At 72.9% G+C, this 25,658-nt stretch carries 21 protein-coding genes, 1 tRNA gene and 1 pseudogene; 12 read left to right on the top strand and 11 right to left on the bottom strand.

The features are described 5' to 3' along the window. Positions 1 to 19 precede the first annotated feature (19 nt). The 3 genes and pseudogenes from WME98_RS28370 to WME98_RS28360 all read right to left on the bottom strand — a co-directional run bounded on the left by WME98_RS28370 (position 20) and on the right by WME98_RS28360 (position 3,683). Entirely contained in the window at positions 20 to 1,135 is a 1,116-nt protein-coding gene (locus tag WME98_RS28370) for a hypothetical protein (protein ID WP_437954159.1), read from the bottom strand. Positions 1,136 to 1,574: 439 nt separating this feature from the next. Further along, a pseudogene (locus WME98_RS28365) lies at positions 1,575 to 2,258 on the bottom strand (serine/threonine-protein kinase); the annotation flags it as partial. Positions 2,259 to 2,393: 135 nt separating this feature from the next. Beyond that, a complete protein-coding gene (locus WME98_RS28360; protein WP_437944877.1) occupies positions 2,394 to 3,683 on the bottom strand; it encodes a serine/threonine-protein kinase in 1,290 nt (429 codons plus the stop codon). Positions 3,684 to 3,990: 307 nt separating this feature from the next. Here WME98_RS28360 and WME98_RS28355 point away from each other — a divergent pair, with 307 nt between their 5' ends. Together WME98_RS28355 and WME98_RS28350 are read left to right on the top strand one after the other, a co-directional pair. Next, positions 3,991 to 4,305 carry a hypothetical protein gene (locus WME98_RS28355; protein WP_437944876.1) on the top strand — a complete coding sequence of 105 codons (315 nt, stop codon included), beginning with the start codon at positions 3,991 to 3,993 and terminating at the stop codon, positions 4,303 to 4,305. Positions 4,306 to 4,349: 44 nt separating this feature from the next. Beyond that, the gene (locus WME98_RS28350; RefSeq protein ID WP_437944875.1) at positions 4,350 to 4,991 is read left to right on the top strand and encodes a sigma-70 family RNA polymerase sigma factor; all 642 of its coding nucleotides are present in this window, start codon (positions 4,350 to 4,352) and stop codon (positions 4,989 to 4,991) included. A 93-nt stretch (positions 4,992 to 5,084) separates the two neighbouring features. Here the strand turns inward: WME98_RS28350 and WME98_RS28345 are convergent, their stop codons facing one another. From WME98_RS28345 to WME98_RS28335, 3 genes are read right to left on the bottom strand one after another with little or no spacing between them, the layout of a single operon-like run. Continuing rightward, on the bottom strand, positions 5,085 to 6,548 hold the full coding sequence (locus tag WME98_RS28345) for a P-loop ATPase, Sll1717 family (protein ID WP_437944874.1): 1,464 nt from the start codon (positions 6,546 to 6,548) through the stop codon (positions 5,085 to 5,087). Continuing rightward, entirely contained in the window at positions 6,545 to 7,882 is a 1,338-nt protein-coding gene (locus WME98_RS28340; protein ID WP_437944873.1) for a tyrosine-protein kinase family protein, read from the bottom strand. Before WME98_RS28340 ends, WME98_RS28345 begins: the two co-directional genes overlap by 4 nt. After that, positions 7,876 to 8,346 (bottom strand): hypothetical protein, encoded by a 471-nt coding sequence (locus WME98_RS28335; protein ID WP_437944872.1) that lies wholly within the window; start codon positions 8,344 to 8,346, stop codon positions 7,876 to 7,878. Before WME98_RS28335 ends, WME98_RS28340 begins: the two co-directional genes overlap by 7 nt. A gap of 276 nt (positions 8,347 to 8,622) precedes the next feature. On the opposite strand from WME98_RS28335, the gene WME98_RS28330 reads away from it, so the two are divergent. The 4 genes from WME98_RS28330 (at position 8,623) to WME98_RS28315 (ending at position 15,058) form a co-directional block, all read left to right on the top strand. Continuing rightward, positions 8,623 to 9,444 carry a hypothetical protein gene (locus tag WME98_RS28330; protein ID WP_437944871.1) on the top strand — a complete coding sequence of 274 codons (822 nt, stop codon included), beginning with the start codon at positions 8,623 to 8,625 and terminating at the stop codon, positions 9,442 to 9,444. A 732-nt stretch (positions 9,445 to 10,176) separates the two neighbouring features. Then, on the top strand, positions 10,177 to 11,004 hold the full coding sequence (locus WME98_RS28325) for an electron transfer flavoprotein subunit beta/FixA family protein (RefSeq protein WP_061622359.1): 828 nt from the start codon (positions 10,177 to 10,179) through the stop codon (positions 11,002 to 11,004). Between the two features lie 72 nt (positions 11,005 to 11,076). Continuing rightward, a complete protein-coding gene (locus WME98_RS28320) occupies positions 11,077 to 12,048 on the top strand; it encodes an electron transfer flavoprotein subunit alpha/FixB family protein (RefSeq protein WP_020732845.1) in 972 nt (323 codons plus the stop codon). Positions 12,049 to 12,310: 262 nt separating this feature from the next. Beyond that, on the top strand, positions 12,311 to 15,058 hold the full coding sequence (locus WME98_RS28315) for an ATP-binding protein (RefSeq protein WP_437944870.1): 2,748 nt from the start codon (positions 12,311 to 12,313) through the stop codon (positions 15,056 to 15,058). A gap of 389 nt (positions 15,059 to 15,447) precedes the next feature. Here WME98_RS28315 and WME98_RS28310 read toward each other — a convergent pair. Beyond that, positions 15,448 to 15,524 (bottom strand) — tRNA-Pro (locus tag WME98_RS28310). 525 nt (positions 15,525 to 16,049) lie between these two features. On the opposite strand from WME98_RS28310, the gene WME98_RS28305 reads away from it, so the two are divergent. After that, on the top strand, positions 16,050 to 16,658 hold the full coding sequence (locus WME98_RS28305; protein WP_020732843.1) for a response regulator: 609 nt from the start codon (positions 16,050 to 16,052) through the stop codon (positions 16,656 to 16,658). Between the two features lie 48 nt (positions 16,659 to 16,706). On the opposite strand, the gene WME98_RS28300 is transcribed toward WME98_RS28305, so the two are convergent. Then, entirely contained in the window at positions 16,707 to 17,381 is a 675-nt protein-coding gene (locus WME98_RS28300; protein ID WP_437944869.1) for a TlpA family protein disulfide reductase, read from the bottom strand. Between the two features lie 64 nt (positions 17,382 to 17,445). Here WME98_RS28300 and WME98_RS28295 point away from each other — a divergent pair, with 64 nt between their 5' ends. Continuing rightward, positions 17,446 to 18,708 carry a chorismate-binding protein gene (locus WME98_RS28295; protein WP_437944868.1) on the top strand — a complete coding sequence of 421 codons (1,263 nt, stop codon included), beginning with the start codon at positions 17,446 to 17,448 and terminating at the stop codon, positions 18,706 to 18,708. A gap of 52 nt (positions 18,709 to 18,760) precedes the next feature. Here WME98_RS28295 and WME98_RS28290 read toward each other — a convergent pair whose 3' ends face one another. The 3 genes from WME98_RS28290 to WME98_RS28280 all read right to left on the bottom strand — a co-directional run bounded on the left by WME98_RS28290 (position 18,761) and on the right by WME98_RS28280 (position 22,527). After that, a complete protein-coding gene (locus WME98_RS28290; RefSeq protein WP_437944867.1) occupies positions 18,761 to 20,194 on the bottom strand; it encodes a serine/threonine-protein kinase in 1,434 nt (477 codons plus the stop codon). Between the two features lie 160 nt (positions 20,195 to 20,354). Further along, positions 20,355 to 21,479: an AgmX/PglI C-terminal domain-containing protein gene (locus tag WME98_RS28285; RefSeq protein ID WP_437944866.1), complete on the bottom strand. Its 1,125-nt coding sequence runs from the start codon at positions 21,477 to 21,479 to the stop codon at positions 20,355 to 20,357. 85 nt (positions 21,480 to 21,564) lie between these two features. Next, entirely contained in the window at positions 21,565 to 22,527 is a 963-nt protein-coding gene (locus tag WME98_RS28280) for a DnaJ C-terminal domain-containing protein (protein WP_437944865.1), read from the bottom strand. 279 nt (positions 22,528 to 22,806) lie between these two features. Here WME98_RS28280 and WME98_RS28275 point away from each other — a divergent pair, with 279 nt between their 5' ends. From WME98_RS28275 to WME98_RS28260, 4 genes are all read left to right on the top strand, one after another. After that, complete coding sequence (locus WME98_RS28275; protein WP_437944864.1) at positions 22,807 to 23,589, top strand: rhomboid family intramembrane serine protease; 783 nt, start codon at positions 22,807 to 22,809, stop codon at positions 23,587 to 23,589. A 68-nt stretch (positions 23,590 to 23,657) separates the two neighbouring features. Further along, positions 23,658 to 24,218 carry a hypothetical protein gene (locus tag WME98_RS28270; RefSeq protein ID WP_437335924.1) on the top strand — a complete coding sequence of 187 codons (561 nt, stop codon included), beginning with the start codon at positions 23,658 to 23,660 and terminating at the stop codon, positions 24,216 to 24,218. Then, positions 24,208 to 25,140, top strand: coding sequence for an MlaE family ABC transporter permease (locus tag WME98_RS28265; protein WP_437944863.1), 933 nt, complete (start codon positions 24,208 to 24,210; stop codon positions 25,138 to 25,140). The genes WME98_RS28270 and WME98_RS28265 overlap by 11 nt, the downstream gene beginning before the upstream one ends. Before the next feature lie 26 nt (positions 25,141 to 25,166). Next, the gene (locus WME98_RS28260; protein WP_437944861.1) at positions 25,167 to 25,655 is read left to right on the top strand and encodes a hypothetical protein; all 489 of its coding nucleotides are present in this window, start codon (positions 25,167 to 25,169) and stop codon (positions 25,653 to 25,655) included. Positions 25,656 to 25,658: the final 3 nt, after the last annotated feature.

The following is a 25,658-nucleotide window of genomic DNA, read 5'->3' as shown; positions in this document are numbered from 1 at the left end:
AGACCTCTCTCCTCAGCGACTAGAACGGCCTGCACCCCGCCGACTCGCACGGGCCTTTTGGCTTTGCGCCCCCTGCATCCGCAGGCGCCGCCTTCTGCCCCGGCGCCGCCTTCTTCTTCTCCTCCGACAGCACCCGCAGAAACGACGGCTTCTGCCGCTTCGGCATCGGGTAGACGTCCTCCTCGTCCTCCGTCTCCGCCGGCGCCGTCCTCACCGGCGCCGCCTTCGACGGCGGCGGCTCCCTCGCCGGCGGTTGCTCCTTGGAAGGAGGTGCCTCCGCTTCCGCAACCGCCTCCGCCTTCGCGGGGGTGCCGGCTTCCGCAGCCGCCTCGGCCGTGCTCACCGCCCCCGCGCTCGCCGTCGCCTCCGGCGCCGGTGCGGCGGGGACCGCCACCGGCGCTGGCTCGGCGGCGCTCGCCGCCGGCGCCGCGCTCGCCGCCGCGCTCCCGGCCGGCGCCGCGCTCGCCGCCGGCTCTCTCTGCGCCCCCTCCGGCGCAGCAGCGCTCATCGCTCGGATCCCCAGCGCCGCCCCGACGCCCACCACCGTCATCACCAGCGCCAACAGCGGCGCCAGCACATACATGCGCGTCGCTCGCCGTGGCTGCACGAGCATCGCCGCCGGCGTCCTCGGCGCCTCTCTCGGCAATGACACAGGCGCTTGCGCGCTCGGCGCCGTCACCGAGCTCGGCGCCGCGGGCGGTCCTGCGAACAGCGGCGGCGCCGATGCCGCCCGCTGCATCTCGGTCATCGGCAACGGCGGCGTCGCGTACTGCGCCGCAACCTCCCGCTGCTGCGGCGTCGCGTACTGCGCCGCGACCTCCCGCTGCTGCGGCGTCGCGTACTGCGCCGCGACCTCCCGCTGCTGCGGCATCAGCTGCGCCGACGCCATCTCCGGCGGCGGCACCGCTCGCTGCGCTTCCCTCCACGGCGACTGCAGCGGCGCCGCGTGCAGCGTCTCCATCACCGGCACCGGCGTCGGCACCGCCCGCTGCGCTCCCACCTCGGGCGGCGGCGCCGCCGGATAGTGCGCCGCGGCTCCCGGCACCCCCGGCGCCCCTCCTCGCGCCGCCGCCGTCTCCGCCCACGCCCCCGGCAGCACCGCCGTCGCCTCCCGCGGCGCCGCGCTCCCTCGCACTCCCGCGTCCCCGCGCACCGGCAGCGGCGCCAGCGTCGGCGGCAGCGGCTCCGTATACCCCCCCCCGCCCGCGCGGCACCCGCGCCGGCTCTCGCGACGCCGGCGCGAACGGCAGCGGGCTCGCCGGCGCCACGAATTGCTCCAGCGGCGCCGTCTCCCCGTGCACCACCCGCCGCCCCCTCGCCTTCTCCTCGCTCTCGCTCCCCCGCACCATCCCGCCCCCCTCTCTCCCGCCCTCGCCCTCCCCCGCCACCGGCGCGCTGTCCTCCTCCATCTCCACCCCGGCGAACGCCGCCTGCCGTTCCGCCCTCATCCGCTCCTGCGCCAGCCGTTGCGCCAGCACGTGCCCCGCCGGCACCGTGTCCCTCAAGAGCCCCCGCAGGTCCCGCGCCACCTCGTCGAACCTCGGATACCGCTCCTCACGGTCGATCGCGATGCAACGCGCCACCACCGGCCACACGAACTCGGGGCAATCCGGCACCAGCTCGTGCACAGGCTCGGGCGCCGCCACGAGGTGCCCCGTCAGCGTCTCCTCCGCCGTCGCCGCCTCGCCGTCGTCCAAGAACAGGTGCTTGCCCGTCAGCACCTCGTAAAAGATCGCCCCGAACGCGTAAATATCCGTCCGACCGTCCGGCCTCGCCCCCTCCCCGCGCTCCGCCTTCTTCGACGCCCCGTACAGCATCTTCACCTGCTCCGGCGAGATGTACCTCACCGTACCCACGTCCGGCAGGTCGTCCGTGTTCATTCCACCGTCCGCGAACTTCGCTATCCCGAAGTCGAGCAGCCACACGTGACCCTTCGCGTCCCCCTTCGCCCCCACCATGATGTTCTCGGGCTTCAGGTCGCGGTGCCATATCCCCTTCGAGTGCACGAACGTCATCGCATCGGCCACCTGCAGCATCACGTGCATCGCGCTCAAAAAATCCAGACGGTAGATCTTGTTCAGCACCTTCCTCAGCGTCCGACCCTCGAGGTAGTCCATCACGATGTACGCCACGTCGTCCGGCGACACCCCGGCCTTCCTCATCCTCACGATGTTCGGGTGCTTCAGCTTCGGATAGAACTTGCACTCCTGCCGGAACCGCCTCGCGAAGTCCTCTCTCCTCACGTGCCGCGGCGACATGCACTTGATCGCCACGACATCCTCGGATGTAGTCCTCCACCGCCTTGTACACTTCCCCCATCCCGCCGGCGTCGATCACCTCCGTGATCCGGTAGTCCAGGAACACGTCCCCGGCCTTCAGCGCTTCACGCGCCATCACCACACCCCCAGGCCGCGCAGCAGGAGCGCCGCGATCAGCGAGAACACCACCGTGCTCCCCGCCGTGAGCGCCGCGAACAGCCGCGCGTCCACCGGCGCCGCCCCCTCCCCCGCGTCCGCCGCTACGCACGCGCGAGCCCCCGCCCCGCCTGTGCCGTCCGGCATCGCCTCGAACCACGCCCCGATCTCCGGCGTCCACGCTACTCCCGCCTCCCCTCCGCCAGCCGTCGCCCCCTTCGATGCCCGCTCTGCCGCCGCCGGCGGCGCCGCCCGCTCCGCTCCCCCTGTCCCCGCCACCCCCGCCACAGCCGCCCCCCGCGCGCTCCCTCCCGCCTCCCCCAGCTCCGCCGCGATCCGCCCCAGCTCCCCCGCGAACGCCTCGGCGCTCTGAAACCGCTCCTCCGGCCGCTTCGCCAGCGCCTTCAGCACGGCCCGGTCCAGCGCCGGCGGGATGGGCTGCGCGGCGCGCCGCGACGGAGCCGCCGGCGCTTCCAGCACGTGCGCGCGGAGCACCTCCAGCGCGTCGTCCAGGTGAGCGAACGGCCCGTGCCCCACCAGGAGCGTATACATCAGCAGCCCGACGGCATACACGTCGGCCCGCGCGTCGACCGGCTTGCATCGCGCCTGCTCCGGCGACGCCGTCCGCAGGGTCCCGACGAGCAACCCGGCCTCGGTCGGATACGCCGGCCCCTCCAGGGGAAAGGGCCGCTCCGCGCCCGGCGCGCCCGGCTCGACGCCCCCGTCGAGCACCTTCGCGACACCGAAGTCGAGCAGCTTTGCGACGCGGCCGCCGCCCGGCGCCGCCGACCCCGGCGCGCACAGGAACACGTTGTCGAGCTTCACGTCGCGGTGAACGAGCCCGACCCGATGCGCCGCCGCGAGCCCCGCCAGCACCTGCCGCACCAGATCGATCGCCTCGGCCACCGGCAACGCACCCCGCTGCGCGAGCTCCTCCCCGAGCGTCCTGCCTTCGAGCCGCTCCATCACGAGGTAGGGCCGCCCCGCCGGCGTCCGTCCCAGGTCGAGGACCGCCACCACGTGCGGCGACGACACCGCCGCCAGCGCCTGCGCCTCGACCCGCAGCCGGTCGGCGAACCGCGGATCCCCGGCGAGCGCGCGGCGGACCAGCTTCACCACGACCCGCTTCCGGAGCGCGCGGTGCTCCGCCTCGATCACCTCCCCCATGCCCCCGCGCCCGAGCCGCCGGAGCGCCCGATAGGGCGTTCCTTCCAGCTCGTCCCTCCCGCCGCGGGGAGGCTCTGCGCTGCCTGACGTGAGGCGTGCCACCGGCGTGGTCTCCTGAAGGGGAAATCACGAGCACGAGGCAGGTTCCGACAGAGAAAATGCACCGGCGCGGTCGATTGTTGAAAAGCAGCGTCGATTCACGTAGTTGCCTGGCCACGAACGCCCGCGCATCCGCCGAACGCCCGCGCATCCGCCCCCCGGCCCGCCGCCGCGCCCGCCCGGGCGGCGCAGAAAAACGACGGGGGCATCGCTTTCCCTGTCCGAACCGGTCCGCCGATGGTGATTTGAGAAGAAGAGGAAGGACGACGGGGCGCCGCGCCGCACGCGGGGTCCCGCCACGCGAGGCCCCATGACGCACGAAGCTCCCGAGCGCGACGACCTGGACAGGACGGGCGACGTCGATCCCCTCGTCGAGGCCTGTGTCGCCGACGCGCTGCGCCCCTACCTCGAGGCGCTCTCGCCCGAGGAGATCGAGGACTACCGCAGGCTCCTCGAGGTCTTCATCACGACGCACCCGGCGTCGATGCCGCTCTACGATCGCTTGCGGGCGAGGCCTCCTGTCCTGTCCGAGAGCGGCGAGGTGGCCCGCGAGGGCGCGGGAGGGGCGATGGCGACCCCGGCGGCGCCGGAGCGCGGCGACGGGACCTTCGGTGGGCGGCGGTGACGGGCAGCCAGCGTCCGCCTCCCTCTCCTCCGGATCATGAGCGCGTGCTGGAGGCGCTCCCGATGGCGCGCCACGTCGCGCGGACGACCGCGCGGGTCTACGGCGTGCGGACGCGACAGGGCCTGGAGGACTGCGAGCAGACAGCCTATCAGGCGCTCGTCGAGGCGAGCCCCGGATACGACGCGGCGCGCGGCGTCCCGTTCGGCGTTTATGCCTGGAAGCGGGTGGCCGGCGCCGTCATCCGGCTGCTCACGCGCGAGGCGTCGTTCCGCCGCGCCGGCCTCGACGCCGCGCTCGACGCGGCCGAGTCGATGCGCGACGCGAGCGATCCGTTCGGCGACGACGACGCCGACGCCTTGAGTCAGCTCAAGGACCAGTGTCGCGCGCTCGTCTTCGCGCGCTTCGTCGCCGGCGCCGGCGAGCGGCTCCGGGCGCACCCCGAGGACACGGTGGCGCGCAGCCAGGCCCTCGAGGCGCTCCGGACGGCGCTCCGCGGCCTCGACGAGCGGGAGGCGCGCCTCATCGAGCTCCGGTACTGGCAGGACCTCTCGTGGGCCAAGGTCGCCGCGGCGCTCGGCGTGCACGAGAAGTACGCGACGCGCATGGACGAGCAGCTGCGGAGGCGGCTCAGGGGCGATCTGCGGGCCAGCGAGGTGGACGAGCCGCCGCCGAGCGAGGGGGCCTGAGCGTCGATCGACGCGAGTCCGCAGAGTCCAACATCGTATCCGAGCAAGCCGAAGAAACGGCAACGCGAGGCGAGGCGGCTCCTGGATGAGCTGCTATCGCGCCCGCTGCTTCTCCCCCACGAGCAGATCACGCCATGACGCCGAGTAGTCCGGGGAGATCTCGAACGCATATCTGTAGATATCTGGAACGTCGAGCTTCCCGTCGTCCACCTCGCGCAACACGCCGAGCCGGAGCAGCTCCGACACCACCAGGTCGCCTCGCGCCGGGATCCCCGCCGGCTCGTCCGGGCGGCGCTGCGCGAGCCGCGCCTCGACCTCGCTGCGGCCGAGCCAGAGCGTCAGCCCGCGAAGGTTCTCCATGCGCCTCACGAGCGGGTACTCCTCCACCAGCTCCTGCACCCGCTGTCGCGACGTCTGCTGAAGCGAAGCCAGGAGATCCCTGGGCGTCACCAGAGCTCCCCGGCTCCGAGGTGGCCCCTTCCTCGCCGACTCCGCGGCGAACGAGAGGAACCAGAGCAGCACTCTCGGCGTGACCCCGCCGTGCGCGTCGCGCAGCCGGCCCATCATCCAGTCCAGCGAGGAGGCCTTGACCACCCCTTGGCCGATCACCTTGCCCGCGAACCTGGCGACGAACGCGCTCTGCACCTCGCGCGCTTTCATCTCTCCAGGCATCCAGCCGAATTCCCCTCGGTCCACGAGCGTGAAGCCGGGAACATCGCGCAGCCACGCCCGCGCCGCCTCCGACTCCCCCGCGAGGTGTCGCGCCGCCACCTGCAAGAGCGCGCCCGCATCCCACGTGAGCGCCTCGGATCTCGCCCGGAGCTTGCTGGCGTCCGCGAAGCCGAGCTCCCCGGCATCGAGCAGATCGTCCCGAAGGAACAGCTTGCCTCGCAGACGCCGGTATCGGCTGGAGAGCGACAACCACAGGGAGAGGAGCGCGCTCAGGTAGCGGCGCCGAACGCCGGGGTCGAACTGGCCGATTCGGTCCAGCGTGTCGTACGTCGCCATGACGGAGCGATCGGCCGACGACAGCGCGCGCTCGGCCGCATCCAGCGCCGCGTTGACCGCGCCGAGGTTCGCCTCGGCAGCCGGCAACCATGCCCTGAGATCGGGCACAGGCGCCGCCAGCACGGACGAGAGCGCCTCCGGCACCTCGACGACCTCCGGCACCTCGTCCCGCAGCCGCCGGAGCAGGTGCGTCATCCAGAACGCTCGCAGCGTGATGTCGCTCGCGCCGGCAGCATAGGCCTCCAAGGTGCCCACCTCCGGATGGAGCGCCGCCGCCGAGAAGGCATCAATCCACGTCGCCTCCGGGATCCGCTCGTCCTCGAAGAGCGCGCGCAGGCGCGCGGCGGTGCGCGGCTCGTTGACGAGCCGGAAGAGCGCCGTCTTGCCCGTCCCCCGACTGCCCAGGATGACGACGTTCTCGGGCCAGAGGGCGCGGCGGTGCGGACCGAGCGGAACGAACGTGGTCAGCGGATCCAGCGCCTCGCCGTCGCCGCGCGCGCCGAGCCGCGCGAACGCCTCGAGCACCTGCTCGCGCTCTTCCGGGCTCATGCGTCCTCGTCCTCCCTCGGCGGCACGCACAGGATCTCGACCCGCTTGCGCAGTTCCTCGAACCACGGGGCAAACAGCGACGTTCGGATCGCCCGCAGCGAGGCGAACCGCGCGAGCCCCGCGTCGTAGCGCAGCACGAACGGCACGTGAGGCCCCGGATCCTGCTCGGCGATCGTGAGCGCCGCCCTCTGGTACACGTGCGCAGCGAAGCTCGCATAGCTGCGCTGCCGGAACTCCTGCTCCTCGAAAACCGCCTCGGGCAGCCCCTCCGATGGCACGAACGACTGCGCGAGGACGCACTGGAGCCCTGTCGTCCCCTTGCGACCCACGAGCGCGCCGAGCGTCACGTCCAGCCCGCGATACCCCTGCTCGCTCGCACGGCTGACGATGACGTCGACGTGCGCCAACCGGTGCAGCGACAGCCCCGCGAGATCGTGCAGCCCTGCCCGGGAGTCGATCAGGATGTAGTCCGGCGCGATGTCCCGCCGCACGGCGAAGAGCAGCTCGCGAAGCGCCAGCTCCATCGGGCTCGTGGACGCGTGACCGCCCTGGCCGGCGTCGGCGCTGAGGAAGTCGAGGCGCGCGAGCTTCTCCAGGTACATGGGGCCGAGCCTGCCCGCCGCGAGCACATGCACGCGCTCCTCGTCGTCCCCGAGGGCGCGAGCCCCCGCGACGAGATCGTCGAGCCGAGACGCGCCCGTCGCGATATGATCGGCCAGAAAGTCGACGACCCCTCGCCCGGATTCTCCCTCCAGCAGCACGCCGAGGCCCGGCGCCTCCAGATCCAGATCCACCACGGCGACCCGCCGCCCCGCCTGCGCCAGCTGCCACGCGCACGCCGTCAGCGCGGTCGTCCTCCCGACGCCGCCCTTGTAGGAGTAGAAGGTCACGATCGCCGGCCCGTCCCCCAGCTCCCATGGCAGGTTGGGCTGGCCCGCTTCCAGCCACGCCTGCTTCGACAGGCGCCTTTCCATCTTGTGCCATGGGGCGCGAGCAGCGAGACCGCGAACGCCCGTCGCGGGGTCGTCGTACGTCGCGCCCCACCGGGGTTGCGCCTCCGGGCGAGCCAGCACGGCGCGCGCGAGCCTGGCCTCATCGGCGTGCCGAGTCGCGGTCGACCAGATCGGACCGACGAAATACCCGCCGAGCGCCCCCCGAAGCGCCTGCGCGAGCGCATCGACGTCCACGGCCGCGGCGCCGGGCTCGGGGTCGAGGACGAGCCTCACCCGGCCGTGGAGATCCCGCACCGCGCAGCAGCGCCGGACCGTGGCGAAGTGCGGAGCCTCCTCGCACACCCGCACCAGCGTCGGAAGCACCTCATCGAACGTCACCATGGAGTGTGCCCCTCGGCGATACGACCGTCCGCCCAGAGCGCGACCGCGACGGAATCCACCACCTCGCGCGCCTCCTGGCAGAGCGCCTGTGCTTCCGGCCGGGATCGCGCCCCGGTGCGCTGGTAGCGCGCCTCGACCCGCCAGGCGGACAGCGCAGGGCACCGTGCGGCATCCATGGGCACATCGTAGCGCCGCGCCAGCGGATCGAGGTCCAGCATGAACGCGGTCACGTCAGCGGCGGAGGTCTCGACGCCGTGGCCGACGGCCTGGTCGAGCCAGCGCAGGGAGACGGTGGCCTTGCGCGCGCACTCCGGACCGTAGCCCGCGAGGTGATACGCCTGGTCGGGCGACGTGTAGCCGGCAGCCGGGTCCAGCAGGTGCTCGGCGTCCCGCACATGCCGCAGCGCCGCGGACAGCAGGTCGGCCGCCTTGGTGGAGAGGGTCAGCGCGCTCGATCGGGCCATCGCCGCACCGTGTGAACACGGTCTGGACGAGGGCGTCAACAGGCGAGGGCGCGGGTGGTCGGCTCCTCGCCCGCCAGGCGGCTGCGAGGCAGGACGACGGCTGGAAGCCGGCGCTGCGCGGCCCCGGTTCACGCCGGCGGAAAAACTGCCGCCGTGATGGTGGCCAGGGCACGTTCGCGTCGCGCGAACGTCCTTCCCGGACAGCGCTCGACCTGGGAGCCTGGCCGACGGTGCATTCCCCGGCGATCACCGCCGGAGGAAAGCCAAGGAGGCACCATGGCGCTCAAAGACCTCTCTCCTCGTCAGATGGTTCAGATCACGGCCGCATGGCTCGACCCGGAGCGCGAAAGACCGCTCATCGTGTCGCTGAAGCGGTGCGCCCCGCTCATCGACGATGTCGAGGCCGCGCACGACGGTATCTTGAAGTCGCACCGCCCGCCGAAGAAGGCGAACGACGAGCTCGCCGCGATCCAGCAAAAGCAGGTCGCGACCGACCAGGTTCACGACCGCAAGGCCCGCGGTGCGCACGCGGTGCTCACCGGGTTCGCCGATCTCGCCGACGATCCCGAGGACGCGGCGATCTATCTCGAGATTCGAGATCAGCTCTTCGCGGATGGGCTGAAGTTCATCTCGGCGAGCTACAGCGATGAGGCGGGCGAGGTGAAGCTCGCGCGCGACCGGCTGACGCCGGAGTCGAAGGCGGCGCTCAAGGCGCTGCCGACGCCGGGGGGCAACCTGCTCAAGGCGGTGCAAGCGTGGTTCGCCGCGGGCGACGAGCTGGGCAAGCTCGACGCGCGGCGCGTCCACCTGGAGGCGCAGGACAGGCCGGGCGCGGCGGATCCGCGCGGCGGGCAGCTCCGGGCGCGCAACCGCTGGATCAAGGTGATGCGCAGCGTGCTCCAGATGCTGGAGCTCGAAGAGGCCGACGCGGAGACGACGCGCCGGCTGCTCGCGCCGCTCGAGCGCGAGACGGCCAAGGCCGAGCGCCGGCGCGCGAGCGGCAAGGAGACCGACGCGGAGGACGTCGCTCCGCCGGCCGCCGGCGGCACAGGCGAGCCCGCGACCGATGGGGAAGCGCCCGCCGCCGGGGTGGATTGACGTGCCGGCCCTGACGGCAGGCCTTCCTGGCAGACTCCGTCCATCAAGGCCCCCTGCGCGCGGGGCCTCCTGACGGACTCGATCCGTCGAGCCCCCCTGCGCGCAGGGCCTCCTGACGGACTCGATCCGTCGAGCCCCCCTGCGCGCAGGCCCTCCTGATCAACTCGATCCGTTGAGACCCTCCTGCACGCGCGGCCCACCGACGGACTCAATCCGTTGACCCCCCCTGCGCGCAGGCCCTCCTGACCGACTCGATCCAAGGAGAACCCCTGCCGGCAGGCTCTCGCAATGGACTCGATCCGTTATCGCCCCCCGCCGCCAGCCCCTCTCCACGGATCGCCTCCGCCACGACCCCCGCCGCCACCCCCCTCTCCACGGATCGCCTCCGTCACGCTCCCCCGCCGCCGGCCCCCTCTCCGCCGCTCACACCCCCGCTCCCTCCCCTCCCCGCCGCGAGCTCCCTCACGCCCTCACACCGGCTCACCCCGGGCGCCCTTCCCCTCCGCGAGATTCCTCACAACGAGTCGCCTCCATCCCACAAGAACCGCCGCGTCTGCTTGACGCACCACGTCGGCGCTGCCATGACCGCTTTCCTCCGCCTCGGGCGCGCTATTTCAGTCGGGCTCGCCAGATCCACGCTCGGGTCCGCCGGCCCGTCTGTCGTGTGGCGCGCCCCTGCCCGGGCGGACTACGCTCTGCGTTACCCCCACAGCCACAGGAGCCAACCGAGCCGTGAAGATCCTCGTTCCGCTCAAGCGCGTCGCCGATCCGGATAACGCGAACAAGGTGAAGATCCCTGCGTCAGGGGACAAAATCGAGACGACCGGGCTCGAGTGGAAACCGAACCCGTTCGACGAATACGCGCTCGAAGCAGCGCTGCGCCTGACCGAGGACGGCAAGGCGCCGAAGACGCGGGCGGGCGAGGTCATCGTCGTCACCTTCGGGCCCAAGGAGACCGAGCAGACCCTCCGCGCCGCCCTCGCCACCGGCGCCGACCGCGCCATCCGCGTCGACGTCACCGACGACAAGCTCGACGGCGACCTCGTCGCCCGCGCCCTCAAGACGCTCGTCGAGCGCGAGAAGCCCGACGCCGTGGTCATGGGCAAGCAGGCCGTCGACGGCGACTCGAACCAGGTCGGCCAGATCCTCGCCGAGCTGCTCGACTGGCCGCTCGCCACCTTCGCCGCGACCCTCAAGGAAGAGAAGGGCGCCCTGCTCGTCGGCCGCGAGGTCGACGGCGGCGTCGCCACCCTCCGCGTGCGCCTGCCGGCCGTCGTCACGGTCGACCTCCGCATCGTCGCGCCGACCAGCGTCTACTCGATGAAGACCGCGCCCGCCTTCAAGTACAACGACGGCGTGCGCTTCGCGGCGCTCCCCGCCATCATGGCCGCCAAGAAGAAGCCCCTCGCCGAGGTGAAGCTCGCCGACCTCGCCGCCGACCAGGCGCTCAAGGTCCAGTACCACGCGTTCCAGCCGCCCCCGGCGCGCAAGGCGGGCATCAAGGTGAAGGACGTCGGTGAGCTCGTCACCCGCCTCAAGAACGAGGCGAAGGTCCTCTGACGGGACCCGAAGGGCAGATCCCCGCCCGCGCGGGGGTGAACCGACACCATTTGAGGAGGTGCAGGAGGGATCATGGCTGACGTTCTCGTGGTGGCCGAGGCCGCCGAAGGAAAGCTGAAGAAGACGACGCACTCCGCGGTCACGTTCGCCAGGCAGGCGGCGGCGGCGCTCGGCGGGACGTACGCGATCCTCGTGATCGGCGACGCCCTCGGCGACGCGGCCGCCGAGGCGGCGACGCTCGGCGCGGCCAAGGTGCTCGTCGCCGAGTCGAGCGCGCTCAAGGACTACGTGGCCGAGCGCTACGTGCCGACCGTCGCGGCGGCCGCGAAGGGCTACGCGGTCGTCGTGGGCACCGCGAGCGCCTACGGCAAGGACCTGCTCCCGCGCGTGGCCGCGCGGCTCTCCGCCGGGTTCGCGAGCGACATCTCCGAGCTCGTGGCCGAAGGCGCGACGCTCAAGTACAAGCGCCCGATGTACGCCGGCAACGCGTACGGGATCTGCTCCGTCGCGACCCCGGTCCAGGTCGTGAGCGTGCGGCAGAGCGCGTTCGCCCCCGCCGAGCCCGCCGGGTCGAAGTCGCCCGTCGAGCAGGTCGCGGTCGTCGCGCCGAGCGCCGCCGCGGAGCGCGTGGAGTTCGTCTCCTTCGACCAGGTGAAGAGCGAGCGCCCCGAGCTCACCGAGGCCAAGGTCGTCGTCTCCGGCGGCCGCGCGCTGAAGGAGCGGTTCAACGAGGTCCTCGACCCGCTCGCCGACGTCCTCGGCGCCGCGGTCGGCGCGAGCCGCGCCGCGTGCGACGCCGGCTACGCCGCCAGCGACCTGCAGGTCGGCCAGACGGGCAAGGTCGTCGCGCCGTCGCTCTACGTCGCCGTCGGCATCTCCGGCGCCATCCAGCACCTCGCCGGGATGAAGGGCTCGAAGGTCATCGTGGCCATCAACAAGGACGCCGACGCGCCGATCTTCCAGGTCGCCGACTACGGCCTGGTCGCCGACCTCTTCACGACCGTGCCCGAGCTCGTGAAGCAGATCCAGGCCGCGCGCGGCTGATCCAGGCGGCGCGCGCGGCGCAAAGCCGACGGCCGCGCCCGGCCCCGCCGGGGCGCGCCGCGCCCGGCCCCGCCGGGGCGCGCCGCGACCGGCCCCGCCGGGGCGCGCCGCGCCGCTCTCTATAAATCGGGCCGCGGCCGTGCCCCGGCCCACCGGAAGAGTCCGTCCAGCGAGAAGTCCACGTACGGCAACGTAAATTCCGTGTCGGGTCGCTCGCATAGCATCTTGTTCGCGTCCGGCGGCCGTGGGATCCCTTGAAGCCATGCCCGAACGTTCGGACATCCCGATCGTCACGGCCCTTGCGCAGGCGCGGGCATCGCTCCTCGAGGCCGCCGCGACCACCGAGCAGCGCCGGCTCATCGGCCCGGCCGTCATGGAGATCGATCGCGCGATCGTGAGCCTCGACCCGGCCGCGAGCGCCTCGTTCGAGCTCACGCCGCTCGCCGCGTCGGTGCCGCCGATCGACACGGAGGTCGAGACGCTGCGCCGCGAGGTCGAGCGGCTGCGCGCCATCACCCGGCACGAGCGCGGGCTGCTCGACGCGCTGCTCAGCGAGAGCCCGCACGGCATCATCGTCTCCGACGGGCAGGGCAAGCTGATCCTCCAGAACCGGGCGTCCGAGCGCATCTGGGCCGGCAGCTCCACCGCCGACAACGTCGAGGGGTGGGGGCGCTACCGCGCGTTCCACCCCGACGGCCGGCCGTTCGAGGGCGAGGACTGGTCGATGGCGCGGTGCCTCTCCAGCCGGGAGAGCGTGCCCGCCGAGGAGATCCACTTCCAGCGCTTCGACGGCACCCACGGGATGCTGCTCGGCAGCTGCGCGCCGCTCTTCTCGCCGGAGGGCGAGCTGCTCGGCGCCGTCTCGATCTTCGCCGACATCACCCAGTTCAAGCAGCTCGAGGCGGACCTGCACGTCAGCAGGACCAAGTTCTCGACGACGCTGAAGAGCATCGGCGACGCGGTGATCTCGACCGACGGCTCGGGCCGGATCGACTTCATGAACGCCGTGGCCGAGAAGCTGACCGGGTGGACGCTCGAAGAGGCGCGGGATCGCCGGCTGTCCGAGGTCTTCCGCGTCATCTCCGAGCAGACGCGCGACGATCTCGACAACCCGGTCACCGAGGTGCTGCGCCACGGCGGCATCATCGGGCTCGACGACACGACGCTGCTCCTGCGCAGGGACGGCTCGGAGCTCGCGATCGACTCGAGCGGGGCGCCCATCCGGAGCGACGAGGGCGAGCTCGTCGGGCTCGTGCTGGTCTTCCGCGACGTGACGGAGAAGCGGCTCGCCGACAAGCGGCGCTACTTCATCGGCGAGGCGAGCCGGCAGCTCGCGCTGTCCGGCCTCGAGTACGACACGACCCTGTCCAACGTCGCGCGCCTCGCGGTGCCGCACATCGCCGACGCGGCGGTGGTGGACATCGTCGAGCCCGACGGCTCGCTGAGCCGGCTCGCCGCCGTGCACGCGAGCAGCGCGAAGCAGGCGCTCGGCAACGAGCTGTCGGCCCGCTACCCGAGCGACCCCGAGGTGCCGCGCGCGGTGCACGCGGTGCTCCGGTGCGGCGAGTCGCTGCTGCTCCCGGAGGTCGACGGCATGGCGTGGCAGCGGGCCTCGTCGCCGGAGCCCGGCGACGAGGCCCTGTCCGGCGCGCGCGATCCGGTCTACCCCGCGCTGCTCCGGGAGCTCGGCGTCCGCTCGGCGATGGTCGTCCCGCTGCGCGCGCGCGGCCGGACGCGCGGCGCGATCACGCTGTTCTCGACCGAGTCGAGCCGGCGCTACGGCGTCGACGATCTCGCGCTCGCCGAGGAGCTCTGCAACTTCGCGGCGCTCGCGCTCGACAACGCGCAGCTCTACCGCGAGTCGCAGCAGGTCAACCGGGCGAAGGACGAGTTCCTCGCCACGCTCTCCCACGAGCTCAGGACGCCGCTCACCGCGATCCTCGGCTGGGCGCGCATGCTCCGGCAGGGCTCGCTGAAGCCGGACACGCACGTCCGCGCGCTCGAGGCGATCGAGCGCAACGGCACGCTCCAGGCGCAGCTCGTCGAGGATCTGCTCGACGCCTCCCGCATCATCACCGGCAAGCTGCGGCTCGACGTGATGCTCGTGGATCTGCCGCCGATCATCAACGCGGCCATCGACGCGGTCCGCCACGGCGCGGACGCGAAGGGGATCGAGCTCGCGGTGCAGCTCGACGCGGGCGCGGGGCCGATCTCGGGCGACCAGACGCGGCTGCAGCAGGTGGTGTGGAACCTCCTGTCGAACGCGATCAAGTTCACGCCGCGCGGCGGCAAGGTGTCGATCCAGCTCAGCAGGGTCGAGGGCGTGGCGCGCATCCAGGTGAGCGACACCGGCCAGGGCATCGTCCCGGAGTTCCTGCCCTACGTGTTCGACCGCTTCCGGCAGGCCGACAGCACGAGCACGCGGCCGCACAGCGGGCTCGGGCTCGGCCTCGCGATCGCGCGCCACCTGGTCGAGCTGCACGGCGGCACGGTGAAGGCGGAGAGCGGCGGCGAGGGCAAGGGCGCGACGTTCACGGTGGACATCCCGCTCGCGCCGCGGGGCGCGATCGCGGCGCTCCGGAAGGCCGAGGGGCTGAGCAGCCTGGCCGCCGATGCGGAGCCGACGCTGCAGGGCGTGCGCGTGCTGATGGTCGACGACGAGCCGGACGCGCGGGAGCTCGTGACGACGGTGCTGGAGCGCAAGGGGGCGACCATCACGGCGGTGGCGACGGTCGACGAGGCGCTGTCGGCGATCGCGCGCGAGAAGCCCGACGTGATCCTGAGCGATCTCGGGATGCCCGGGGAGGACGGCTACAGCCTGATCCGGCGGCTGCGCGCGCAGAGCCCCGAGCACGGCGGGCGCATCCCGGCGGCGGCGCTGACGGCGTACGCGAGCGCGCAGGACCGGACGCGGGCGCTGCTGGCGGGGTTCCAGTCGCATGTCCCCAAGCCGATCGAGGCGTCGGAGCTCGCGGCGGTGATCGCCAACCTGGCGGGGCGCACGGGATAGCCGGGGCCCGGCCCTCGGCGGGGGTGGCCGCCGCGCGGCGCACGGAGGGCTGAACTCGCCTGTGACGTCGCTCCTCAGGCTTCGCCGGAGGAGCGACGTCACACAGGCTCAAACATCAGCCCTCCGTGCGCCGCGCGGCGGCCACCCCCGCCAAGGGCCTACCGCCTTCCCAGGAGCGCCTTCCCAGGAGCGCCTTCCCACACGGGTGGGAACCCGAGCGGCAACTCGTAAAGCGCGCCCAGCGGCAGCCCCGCAGAGCGGCCACAGCGGCGGATCGCAGAGACCACTGAGCAGCGAGGTGCCGGCGAGCGTCGCTCGCGGGCGACAGGGATACCAGCGAGGGCGACGGACGCCCTCGCTGCGATCGACCTGTCCCTCTGTCGAAGAGATGGTCGGGGCGAGAGGATTTGAACCTCCGACTCCTCGGTCCCGAACCGAGTGCGCTACCAGGCTGCGCTACGCCCCGTACGCTGCCGCAAGAGCAACGCCCGCTGAACAGCGGGCGCGCAACATCGCTAAGAGCGGGCCGCTTGTCAAGACGAAATGATCCAGGACGCCCCCGCCCCAACCCGCGCCCCCGGAAACACCGGCCCGCCGCAACACGGACGAACGGCGGAAAGTGCCCAGAAACACTCCTGTTTCCCGCCTCACCCGGCGCCCCGGACGTTTCACGAAGCCAAGAATTGGGGGAGCGCAAGAAAAAACTCCCGTCTACGACTTGCTCAGACCGTGTTAAAGTGTCACTGGAATCCCGATGTTGCCGAGAGCAAGCAAAGCGCGAGGGGCCTGTGGCGCCGGTCAGGGCCTCGCCCCCTGCTCGCGCAGCGTTGGGCAGGGGACCGCCGGTGCGGCCCCTTCCAGAACAGACCAGGGCGACCGGTTTCGGCGGTCGTGCGGGTGCATGACACACGGGCGACCGGCTTCGGTCGACCGTGAGACAAAGGCGACCGGCTTCGGCGGTCCTACGACGGGTACGTGAGAGGAGGAACAGGTGGCAATTGAGCTTCCCGCTGTGCGCATTCTGATCGTCGACGACGACCGGGCGATCTGTGACTACATGCAGACGCTGCTCGAGCGCGACGGCTATCAGGTCAAGACGCTGGGCGATCCCACGACCGTGGAAGAGGAGGTCCGCGCGGGCGGCTACCACCTCATCATCCTCGACCTCATGATGCCGAAGCTCGACGGCATCGAGGTGCTCAAGCGCATCCGCAAGGTCGACAACGACATCGCCGTCGTCATCTTCACCGGCTTCCCCAACCTCGAGAGCGCCGTCGCGTCCATGAAGCTCGACGCGGTCGACTACATCAAGAAGCCGTTCAACGTCGACGAGTTCCGCGAGGTGCTCGCCCGCGTCATGCGCAAGAAGGGCCTCGCGCGGACGCCCGAAGAGCAGCTCCACCGCGTCATCGGCGACACGATCAGGAACCTCCGCAAGGACAAGGACCTGACGCTCAAGCAGATGGCCCGCCGCACGGGGCTCAGCGTGTCGCTGCTCTCGCAGATCGAGCGCGCCGAGTCGTCGGCGTCCATCTCGTCGCTCTACAAGATCGCGGTCGCCCTCGAGTCGCGCATCCAGGACCTCTTCGGCCACTACTGATCCGCGGCCGGCGCCGCCGCGCGCGCGAGCGACCGGGCGGGCGCCGGCTCAGCGCCGCGCGCCGCGCTCGATCGCCGCGTCGAGCTTGTCGAGCTCGAGGCCCGCGATCGCGTCCAGGTGCGCGCCGGTCGCGTCGTAGACGATCACGTAGGGCAGCTTTGAGACGTGCTTCAGGTAACGCTGGGCGAGCGGTGTGCCCCAGTCGCCGATGTCGAGCTTGCGGTAGGCGACGTCCCGGCGAGCCTGGAGCACCTTGGCCATGTGCGCGTCCAGCTTGCGGCACGGCAAGCACCAGCTCGCCGCGAAATCGATGACCGTGACCTTGCCCGGGACGACGTGGGCGCCGAGATCGGGGATGTCCGCGCCGCCCTCGGAGATCGTCCGGGCGTCCGCCCCCTCGGGGAAGGTCGCCCAGCCGAGGTACTGCCCCTTGCCGCCGCCGAGCACCGCCTCGAACCCCTCGTCGGCGGCGAGCTGCTTCACGGCGTCCGCGACGTCGAACGAGCTCGACGCGGTGACGGCGATCTCGGCGCGGCGCTTGTCGAACGTGGCCGCGTAGACGCCGGGGCGCTCGCGGAGATCGGCGACGAGCTCGGCGCCGCACGCCTCGCAGTCGATGTTCCGCAGCGAGACGACCGTGGTGCGGGCATCGGACGAGGCGGGCTGGGCGCCGCCGCAGGCAGCCAGGCAGAGGACCGACGAGAGGACGATCGCGCTTCGCACGGTGTTCCCGGGCAACCTTGGCCTCCTTCGCCGGACGGCGCAACGTCGTGTAGGCTCGGCGGCGATGAGCTCCGTCGTGACCCGCACCCTCCCGGCCGATCACATCACGCCGGTCCGCGCCTACGCCGCGCTCCGCGCCCACGCGCCGGGCCGATCGTCGTTCATGTTCGAGTCCGCCGTCTCCGGCGAGCGCTGGGGCCGCTACGCGATCCTGGGGTACCGGGCGCGCGCCGAGAGCCTCCTCCCGAGCGGGTTCGACCCGTTCGAGGCGCTGGCGGAGGGGCTCGCGGAGCCGGGGGCGCCGGGCTCGCCGCGCGACCTGGCCGCGCGCGTCTGCCGGTCGTGGGTCGGCTTCCTCTCGTACGATACGCTGCACCAGCTCATGGGCATCGAGCCGTGGCCCGAGGAGATGTACCTCGGGCGCGTGCTGAAGGACGCGACCGTCGTCGTGTTCGACAGCGTGGCGCAGACGATGACCATCGCCGGCCGATCGCAGGGCGCGGTGAACCGCTGCGCCTGGGAGATGACGCACGGGCCGGAGCAGCCGGGCCTGCCCGCGCTCGATCCGGAGGCGCTGCCGGAGCACCTGGAGACGCCGGTGACCGACGACGGCTACGCGGCGAAGGTGGCGGCCGCGCGCGAGCGGATCGCGGCCGGCGAGGCGACGGAGGTGGTGCTCGCGCGGAGGTTCCGGTCACCGCTCCGCGGCGCGGATCCGTTCGACGTGTACCGCGCGCTGCGGCTGCTCGCGCCGTCGACGCACCTCTACTTCCTCGACTTCGCCGAGTCGCCGTTCGCGCCGGGGCTCGCCATCGCGGGGGCGTCGGGGGAGACGCTCGTGCGCGCCGAGCGCGATGCGTCGGCCGAGCCGCGCGCCGGGGACGCGTCGTTCGTCGAGGCGATGCGCGCCGCCCTCGCGGGCGGCAGCGCCGTCGGCCAGCCGGCAGCGCGCGCGAGCGCCATCAGCCGCAGCCTGGAGGCCGGCCCGCGGTGGGTCTACGGCGGCGCGGTGGGGTACTTCGGGCCGGAGGGCTCCGAGATCGCGCACACGCTCGGCGCCGTCTGGAGCGCGTTCGGGTACTTCGAGGTGATGACCGGCGCGCGCATCGGGAACGGAAGCGAGCCTCGCGCGGAAGCCGAGCGGACGCGGCGCGACGCGCGCGGCCCGCTGTCGGCCATCCGCGTGGCGCACGAGGCGCGCAAGGCGCACGACCTCGCGCAGGAGAAGAAGGCCGCCGCCGAGAGGGCGGCCGCCGAGAAGACCGCTGCTGAGAAGGCCGCCGCCGAGAAGGATGCCGCTGGGGACGACGGATCCCGGAGCGACTAGCGCGACCCACGAGGGCCAGCGCCGCCCTCGGGCCAGCGCGCGCCGCGCCCGTTCAGTCCGGCGCGAAGCCGTGGCGCACGCGCGCGGGCGCGGGCCCCGCCGAGGAACCCGGCCGCGCCGGGCGCGGCGGCGCGGCGTGCGGCGGCGCGGCCGTGGCGGCGTGGGCGCTGCGCTGGGGAGAGGCGTGAGGGGCTCGGCGGAAGAGCGCGGACGAGGCCGCCTCGGGCGCGGCGGGCAGCGGCGCGGCGCGGCGGACGGCGAGGGAGGCCGAGAGCACCGCCGCCCTGGCGCCGCCGACGGCCGTCGCCGGCGCGGGGCGATCCAGCCGAGCGCTCGTCACGAGCGCCACCGCGCCGAGCAGCGCCACGAGGCCCGCCGGCAGGAGCCACGCGCCGCGCGCGGGCGGGCCGTCGAGCCCGCGCAGGACGTCGGCGCTCTCCGCGCCGAGCAGCGTGTCCGGGGCCGCACGCTGGCCGGCGCTCGGCGGCTCAGGGTCGGGATCCGCCCGCGCAGCAGCGCTGGACGCCACCTCCGCGGACAGCGCGGCCAGCGGCCGCGCCGCGGCCGCCCACGGAGGGACGCGCGCAGGCGGGGGCGGACGCAGCACGCCGGACGAGGGAGGCGGCGCGAGCTCCGCGATGCCGACGAGCGACTCCACCATCTCCTCGATCGATCGAAAGCGCCGCGCCAGATCGCGCGCGAACGCCTTCTCGAAGAAGCCGTCCAGCGCAGCAGGCAAGCTCGGCACAAGCTGCGTCGCCGCAGGCGGCGGCGCGAGCAGGATCTTCGAGGCCACGACGCTGGCGATGTCGCCCGGAAACGGGAGCTGGCCGGTCACCGCACGGAACAGGACCGCGGCCAGCGACCAGAGATCGGTCTGCGCATCGAGGGTACGTTCCGATCGGATCTGCTCGGGGCTGAGGTAGTGGAGCGAGCTCGCGCTCACCTCGGCCGCGACGTCGCTCACGAGCCGCGGCGCGACCGCCCTCGGGAGCCCGAGATCGAGCACCTTCACGATCTCCTCGCCGCCGTCCAGCGCGAGGAAGAGGCTCTCCGGCCGGAGTCCCTGGTGGAGGAGATCCGCCGCGTGGGCGCACCGGAGGGCCTCGCCGGCCTGCGCGGCGATGCGCGCCGCCTCCTGCAGCGAGAGGCGGCTGCGCCGGAGCAGGCGCGCCGCGAGATCCTCGCCGGAGAGCAGGTCCATGGCCAGGTAGACCCTGTCCCCCTCGGCGCCGTGGTCGTGCACGCGCACCACGTGCCGCGACGAGAGCCCGGCGGCAGCGCGGACACAACGATCGATCCGGAGGAGCTCTCCCGTCGCGCCAGCGTCGGGGTGGAAGAGCTTCAGCGCGACGCGCCCCCCGAGCCGCAGCTCGCGCGCGACCCAGACCGAGCCTCGGTCGCGCGCCAGCCGCGCGCCAGGCCGCACGAGCTGCCTCTCCAGCAGATATTTCCCCCCGACGATGGTGCCCGGTGTGATGTCCATATACCTGAGCCTCCTCCCCCACGGTAAAGTTGCACATCGACCTCGGGGCGCAATTTGTAGCAGCGCGGATCGCTTGAGAAATCGCCTCGGCGGGGGATGCGCTGTGAGCGGTCGCACGGGGGGAGCGCACGGGGAAGGCCGCCCACGTCGGGCGGGGCCGTCAGGGGCTCTGCGGGTCGGGCGAAAATCGGAGCGGCACGACGAAGCGCAGGTCGCCGCCCTCCGGCGCCGGGAACGTGAGCGCGCGCGCGCGCCGGAGCACGCAGCGGGCGAGCCGTTCGTCCGGGAAGCGCGACTCGACCTCGAAGGCCTCGTCGACGGCGCCGCTGTCGGTCACGTGAAAGCGGATGGCGAGGCGGCCCCAGAGCGCCGGCGCGCCGGCGAGGGCCGCGTCGTAGCAGCTCCGAAACGCGGGCATGGCCTCGGCCACCGCGGCCTCGATCGCGTCGGGCCGGAGCTCCCCCGGGCCGGGAGCGAGGACGGACGGCGGAGGCTCGACCGGATCGTCGCCCGGGTAGACCTGCAGCGTGGCGACGACGGTCGAGCCGGCCTTGGCCCTGGGCAGCGGGAGCGACCGCGCGCGCGCGGCGAGGCACGAGACGACGTCCGGCGCGGAGAGCGTGGACGAGGTCGCGCGCGCGCCCGTCACCTTGCCGGCGCGGCTCACCGTGAGCCGCACGGTGGTCTTGCCGTGCAGCGACGGATCCCTGTACGCGCGCAGCCGGTAGCACGCGTAGACGTGGATCCAGAGGTGCCGCCGGGCGACGCGCTCGACCTCGCGCGCCTTGAGCGGTCCGTTCACCTTGTCGATGTCCACGATGATCCGCGGCAGCGGGTGCCCCTCGGCCGGCGGCGGCGGCGCGGGCGGCTCTCCCCTGCCCCCGGCGTTCCAGCGATCCCGCTCCGCCGCCTCGGCCTGGCCGCGGGGCACCTGGTGCTGGCCGAGCTTGTAGGGCGGATCGATCGCGATCGAGGGCCCCTGCGGCGCGGCCGCGCCAGGGGCCCCGCCGGCGCCGGACGCGGCCGCGTCGGCGGCGCTCGGCGCCGCGGGCGGGGGCGCCGAGGGCGCGGGCGGCGAGGACGGCGCGGCCGCGCCGGACGCGGCGGTGGAAGCGACGGAGGGCGCCGGCGCGCCCGCGGGCCGCGGGGGGCGCGCAGGCTGGACGGCGGCGGGCGCCGGGAGGCCGGCGGCGGGCGGCGCCGGGCGCGGCGGCGCCGCGCACGCGGCGAGCGCGACGGCCGCCGCGAGGAGGGGCCGGGGATCGATGGCGAGCGGCTGCTTCATGGGAGGTCGACCTGGGAGCCGCGACCGCGCCGGGCGACGCGCGCGCGACCGCGGAGGCGGATCGCCGCGCGGCCGGGCGCCGCGCTCAGAACCGGAGATCGCCGCGAGGCGCCTCCACCTTGCCGTCGAGCAGATCGATCGCCTTCGCCACCTCGGGGTCGTCGACGGTCGGGACGTGCACCACGAACTTCACGTAGAGGTCCCCCGGCTCCTTCCCCTTGCGGGCGATGCCCTTGCCGCGCAGCCGGATGACCTGGCCGGTCTGGGTGCGCGCCGGGATCTTGAGCGTCACCTCGCCGTCGGGCGTGGGGATGCGGATCTTCTCGCCGCGGTAAGCCTCGCCGAGGGTGACGGGCACGTCGAGGTGGAGATCGTCGCCCTCGCGCTTGAAGAACGGGTGGGGCGTGACGTGGATGTTGAGCAGCAGATCGCCCGGCTCGCCGCCGCCCATCCCCGGGCCGCCCTGGCCGCGGATGCGCAGGCGGCTCCCCTCGGCGGCCCCGGGCGGGACGCGCACGGTCACGGGCTCGGGCTCACCTTCGCGCTGGAGCTGGAGCGTCGTGCCCCGCACCGCCGAGACGAAGTCGATGGTGAGGTCCTGCTCGACGTCGCTGCCGCGGCTGCGCGTGGGCGGCCCGCGCCGGCCCGCGCCTCCGCGGGCGCGGCCGAAGAGATCGCCGAGGATGTCGCTGAGGTCGCCGGCGCCGCCGCCGGCGTTGCCGAAGATCTCCTGCACGTCGAAGTTGCCGGGCCCGCCGCGGCCCCCGCCCGCGGCCCGGGCGTTCGCGTAGCGACGGTAGGCGCGCGCGCGCTCGGCATCGAAGTTCTGCGACAGGCTCTCCTCGCCGAACTCGTCGTAGAGCGCGCGCTTCGCCTTGTCGCTCAGCACCTCGTGCGCCTGGTTGATCTCCTTGAACTTCTGCTCGTTGGCCTTCCCCGGGCTCTTGTCCGGGTGGTACTTCATCGCGAGCTTGCGGAACGCCTTCTTGATGGTGTCCTCGTCCGCATCGCGCGAGACGCCGAGCACGGAGTAGAGATCACGAGCCATGGTCGTCCGTCGTCATTCTGGGCTGCAGGAGATGCAGGCGATGCGGGCCGCGAGGGGCCCGCATCGGGCGGAAACCTAGATCTGCCTGCCGTTTTCGTCCACTGGTGCTGAGGACGGCCGCGGCCGGGGAGCGCGCGCGGCGGACCTCGCCACGCAGCGGCGAGCCGAGCGGGGCGGGCGCCTCGGCCAGCGTGTCGCGGAGCCGCACCTCGGGCATGGCCCCGGGTCTATCAAGGCCGGCGGATGCTGTCACCGGTCCGCGTGCTTAAGTAAATCGCGATGCTGCCCGTCCGAGACCAACTGCCCACCCGCAAGGCGCCGGTCGTCAACTACCTGCTGATCGCGGCCAACGTCCTCGGCTTCTTCTGGATGCGGTCGATGATCGCGGCCGGGTTCCCGCCCGACCGGCTGCTCTCGCTGTGGGGCCTCGTCCCGGCGCAGCTGCTGACGGAGCCGACCGACACCTGGTGGACCGTCTTCAGCAGCATGTTCATGCACGACCCGACGGGGTGGGCCCACCTCGGCGGGAACATGCTGTTCCTCTGGATCTTCGGCGACAACGTCGAGGATGCGCTGGGCAGCCTCCGCTACGCGGCGTTCTATGTGCTGTCGGGGATCGCCGCCGCGGGCGCGCAGATCCTGATCGATCCCGGATCGATGATCCCCATGGTGGGCGCCTCGGGCGCGATCTCGGGCGTGCTGGCCGCGTACGCGTCGCTCTACCCGCGCTCGCCGATCACGGTGCTGAACCCGATCTTTCTCCTGTGGTTCATCTTCGGCCTGTTCCTGGAGCTCCCGGCGTGGCTGGTCATCCTCGAGTACTTCGTGGTGAACCTGCTGAACGGGCTCGGCTCCATCGGCATGCGCAGCGGCGGCGTCGCGTTCTTCGCGCACCTCGGGGGGTTCGTCGCCGGGCTCTTCCTCGTCCGCCTCCTCATGGTGGGGCGCTCCCCGCGCGAGCACGAGCGCTGGCAGCACTGGCGCGCGACGCCCCGGCGCCCGGCAGCCCGCCGCCCCGCGTCGTGGGGCGCGCCGCGGCGGCGCGACCCCTGGGGCTGGTAGCGCGGCGCGATCGCGGCGCTCGTGGTTCGCCCAGGATGCAAAAGCGTGATAGCGTCCCGGCCGCAGCGATGCGACGACCCCTTCGAAGGCGCCCCACCGCCGGCGGTTCTGCGGCAGAGGCAGCGAACCCCCGGGCCAGGCTGCTGGCGCTCACGGTCGCGCTCGCCGGCTGCGGAGGCCCGTCGTTCGACGGAACGATCTACCGCGGCTCGGAGGTCGCCTTCCGCGTGCCCCCGGCGCCGGCGAGCTGGAGACCGCTCTCGGTGTCGGACGCCGCCGTGGCGTACCGCGACGAGGCGAACGGGGCGACCATCGCCCTGAACGGACGCTGCCGGAACGAGGACGACGTCCCGCTCGTCTCGCTGACCAACCACCTCTTCCTGCACTTCACGGAGCGCGAGGTGCTGAAGCAAGAGGTCGTCCCGTTCGACGGCCGCGAGGCGATGCACACGGTCCTCTCGGCGAAGCTCGACGGGGTGCCGAAGGTGTTCGACGTCTGGGTGCTCAAGAAGAACGGCTGCGTGTACGACATGCTCCTCATCGCCGACCCCGCCCGCTACGCCGCCGGCGAGCCGGCGTTCACGCGAATGGTCCGCGGCTTCTCGACCCTGCCGGCCGATGACGACTGAGCGCAAACGGCCCCTGGAGGCGGCGCCGCCCTCCGCGAACAGCCCGGCCCCGCCCAGCGCGGGCCCGAGCAGCCTGCCGCCGAGCAGCCTGGCCCCCGGGAGCCGGGGGCCGGCCAGCATCGCCCCGCCGCCGCTCCCCCCGCTCGTCGCGAGGGTCAACGACACGGCCGTCGGGTTCGTCGAGCACCTCGGGCAGTTCGGGCGGATGACCTGGGGGGCGATCAGGGCCATCTTCGAGCGGCCGCTCGAGCTGCGCTCGACCCTCTACCAGATGGAGTCGCTCGGCGTGCGCTCGGCCGCGATCGCGTCCGTGACGGCGCTGTTCGTCGGGATGGTCATGGCGGTGCAGTTCGCCATCGGCCTGCAGAAGTTCGGGGGCATGGAGTACACGGGCCGCATCATCGGCCTGTCGTTCTCGCGCGAGCTCGCGCCGACGCTGACGGCGGTCATCGTGGGCGGCCGCATCGGCGCCGGCATCGCGGCGGAGGTCGGGTCGATGGCCGTCACCGAGCAGATCGACGCGATCCGCGCCCTCGGCGCCAACCCGGTGAAGAAGCTCGTCCTGCCCCGGCTGCTCGCGAGCATCGTGGTGATGCCGGTGCTCGGCGCGTTCGCGCTCGTGCTGGGCTTCAGCGGCGCGATGCTGATCTGCGCGACCGAGTTCGGCATCCCGGCCGGCTTCTTCCTGAGGACGGCGCTCAGCTCGGTCACGTTCATGGATTACTTCAGCGGGATGTACAAGACGCCCTTCTTCGGGGCGATCATCGCGCTGGTCGGATGTCACTTCGGGCTGATCACGCGCGGCGGAACGGAGGGCGTCGGCCACGCGACCACGCGCACCGTGGTGGTGACGTCGATCGCCATCCTGATCGCCGACTTCTTCCTGACCAAGATGTCCATCCTGTTCTTCCCGAGCCGGTGATCCCGCCCGGTCAGGAAGGCGCCCCGATGCCGTCATCGACGTCGCCGCGCCGGGGGATCGGGTTCGTCGCCCGGGCCCTGCCCGCGCTGCTCGTCGGGGTCGCGGCGTGCCAGGGAGACGCGGGGCGGGAGGGCGCGGCGGCGCCGGCGCTCGACGGCGGGGACGCGCTCGCGGCCGAGGGCAGCCCGGCGCCGCGGCGCCCGACGCGGTACTACCACCTGCGGCGGACGGACGACGGCTGCGAGCTCTTCTGGATCGACGGGGACCTCGTCTCCGCGTCCCAGACGGTCGTGTGCCCGCCCGACCTGGAGGTGGGCGAGCGCGTTCGCCTGACCGGCAAGACGTGCATGCGCGAGTCTGCGCAGACCCCGAGCCGCGCCGTGCCCGTCGTCTGTCCGCTGGTGCTCATGAACCTGGAGAAGGCGGACAGGGCGCCGCCAGACGCCGGAGCGCCGCCGGACGGCGGCCGAGACGGCGGCAAGCCGGGCGGCCGCAAGTCGGACGCCGGCAGATAGACG

It is taken from the genome of Sorangium sp. So ce296 (genome assembly GCF_051529605.1).
In the GTDB taxonomy this organism is placed as follows: domain Bacteria; phylum Myxococcota_A; class Polyangia; order Polyangiales; family Polyangiaceae; genus Sorangium; species Sorangium cellulosum_D.
Note: the sequence above shows the minus strand (reverse complement) of the source record. Positions and strands in the feature narration are given on the sequence as shown.

What these genes read in the sequence shown, in the direction of transcription:
- WME98_RS28290 (WP_437944867.1), bottom strand. Translation starts at nt 20,194, where the DNA reads ATGGACATCACACCGGGCACCATCGTCGGGGGGAAATATCTGCTGGAG.
- WME98_RS28260 (WP_437944861.1), top strand. Translation starts at nt 25,167, where the DNA reads ATGCCGTCATCGACGTCGCCGCGCCGGGGGATCGGGTTCGTCGCCCGG.
- WME98_RS28280 (WP_437944865.1), bottom strand. Translation starts at nt 22,527, where the DNA reads ATGGCTCGTGATCTCTACTCCGTGCTCGGCGTCTCGCGCGATGCGGAC.
- WME98_RS28355 (WP_437944876.1), top strand. Translation starts at nt 3,991, where the DNA reads ATGACGCACGAAGCTCCCGAGCGCGACGACCTGGACAGGACGGGCGAC.
- WME98_RS28265 (WP_437944863.1), top strand. Translation starts at nt 24,208, where the DNA reads ATGACGACTGAGCGCAAACGGCCCCTGGAGGCGGCGCCGCCCTCCGCG.
- WME98_RS28345 (WP_437944874.1), bottom strand. Translation starts at nt 6,548, where the DNA reads ATGAGCCCGGAAGAGCGCGAGCAGGTGCTCGAGGCGTTCGCGCGGCTC.
- WME98_RS28320 (WP_020732845.1), top strand. Translation starts at nt 11,077, where the DNA reads ATGGCTGACGTTCTCGTGGTGGCCGAGGCCGCCGAAGGAAAGCTGAAG.
- WME98_RS28275 (WP_437944864.1), top strand. Translation starts at nt 22,807, where the DNA reads ATGCTGCCCGTCCGAGACCAACTGCCCACCCGCAAGGCGCCGGTCGTC.
- WME98_RS28330 (WP_437944871.1), top strand. Translation starts at nt 8,623, where the DNA reads ATGGCGCTCAAAGACCTCTCTCCTCGTCAGATGGTTCAGATCACGGCC.
- WME98_RS28340 (WP_437944873.1), bottom strand. Translation starts at nt 7,882, where the DNA reads ATGGTGACGTTCGATGAGGTGCTTCCGACGCTGGTGCGGGTGTGCGAG.
- WME98_RS28285 (WP_437944866.1), bottom strand. Translation starts at nt 21,479, where the DNA reads ATGAAGCAGCCGCTCGCCATCGATCCCCGGCCCCTCCTCGCGGCGGCC.
- WME98_RS28315 (WP_437944870.1), top strand. Translation starts at nt 12,311, where the DNA reads ATGCCCGAACGTTCGGACATCCCGATCGTCACGGCCCTTGCGCAGGCG.
- WME98_RS28295 (WP_437944868.1), top strand. Translation starts at nt 17,446, where the DNA reads ATGAGCTCCGTCGTGACCCGCACCCTCCCGGCCGATCACATCACGCCG.
- WME98_RS28270 (WP_437335924.1), top strand. Translation starts at nt 23,658, where the DNA reads ATGCGACGACCCCTTCGAAGGCGCCCCACCGCCGGCGGTTCTGCGGCA.
- WME98_RS28335 (WP_437944872.1), bottom strand. Translation starts at nt 8,346, where the DNA reads ATGGCCCGATCGAGCGCGCTGACCCTCTCCACCAAGGCGGCCGACCTG.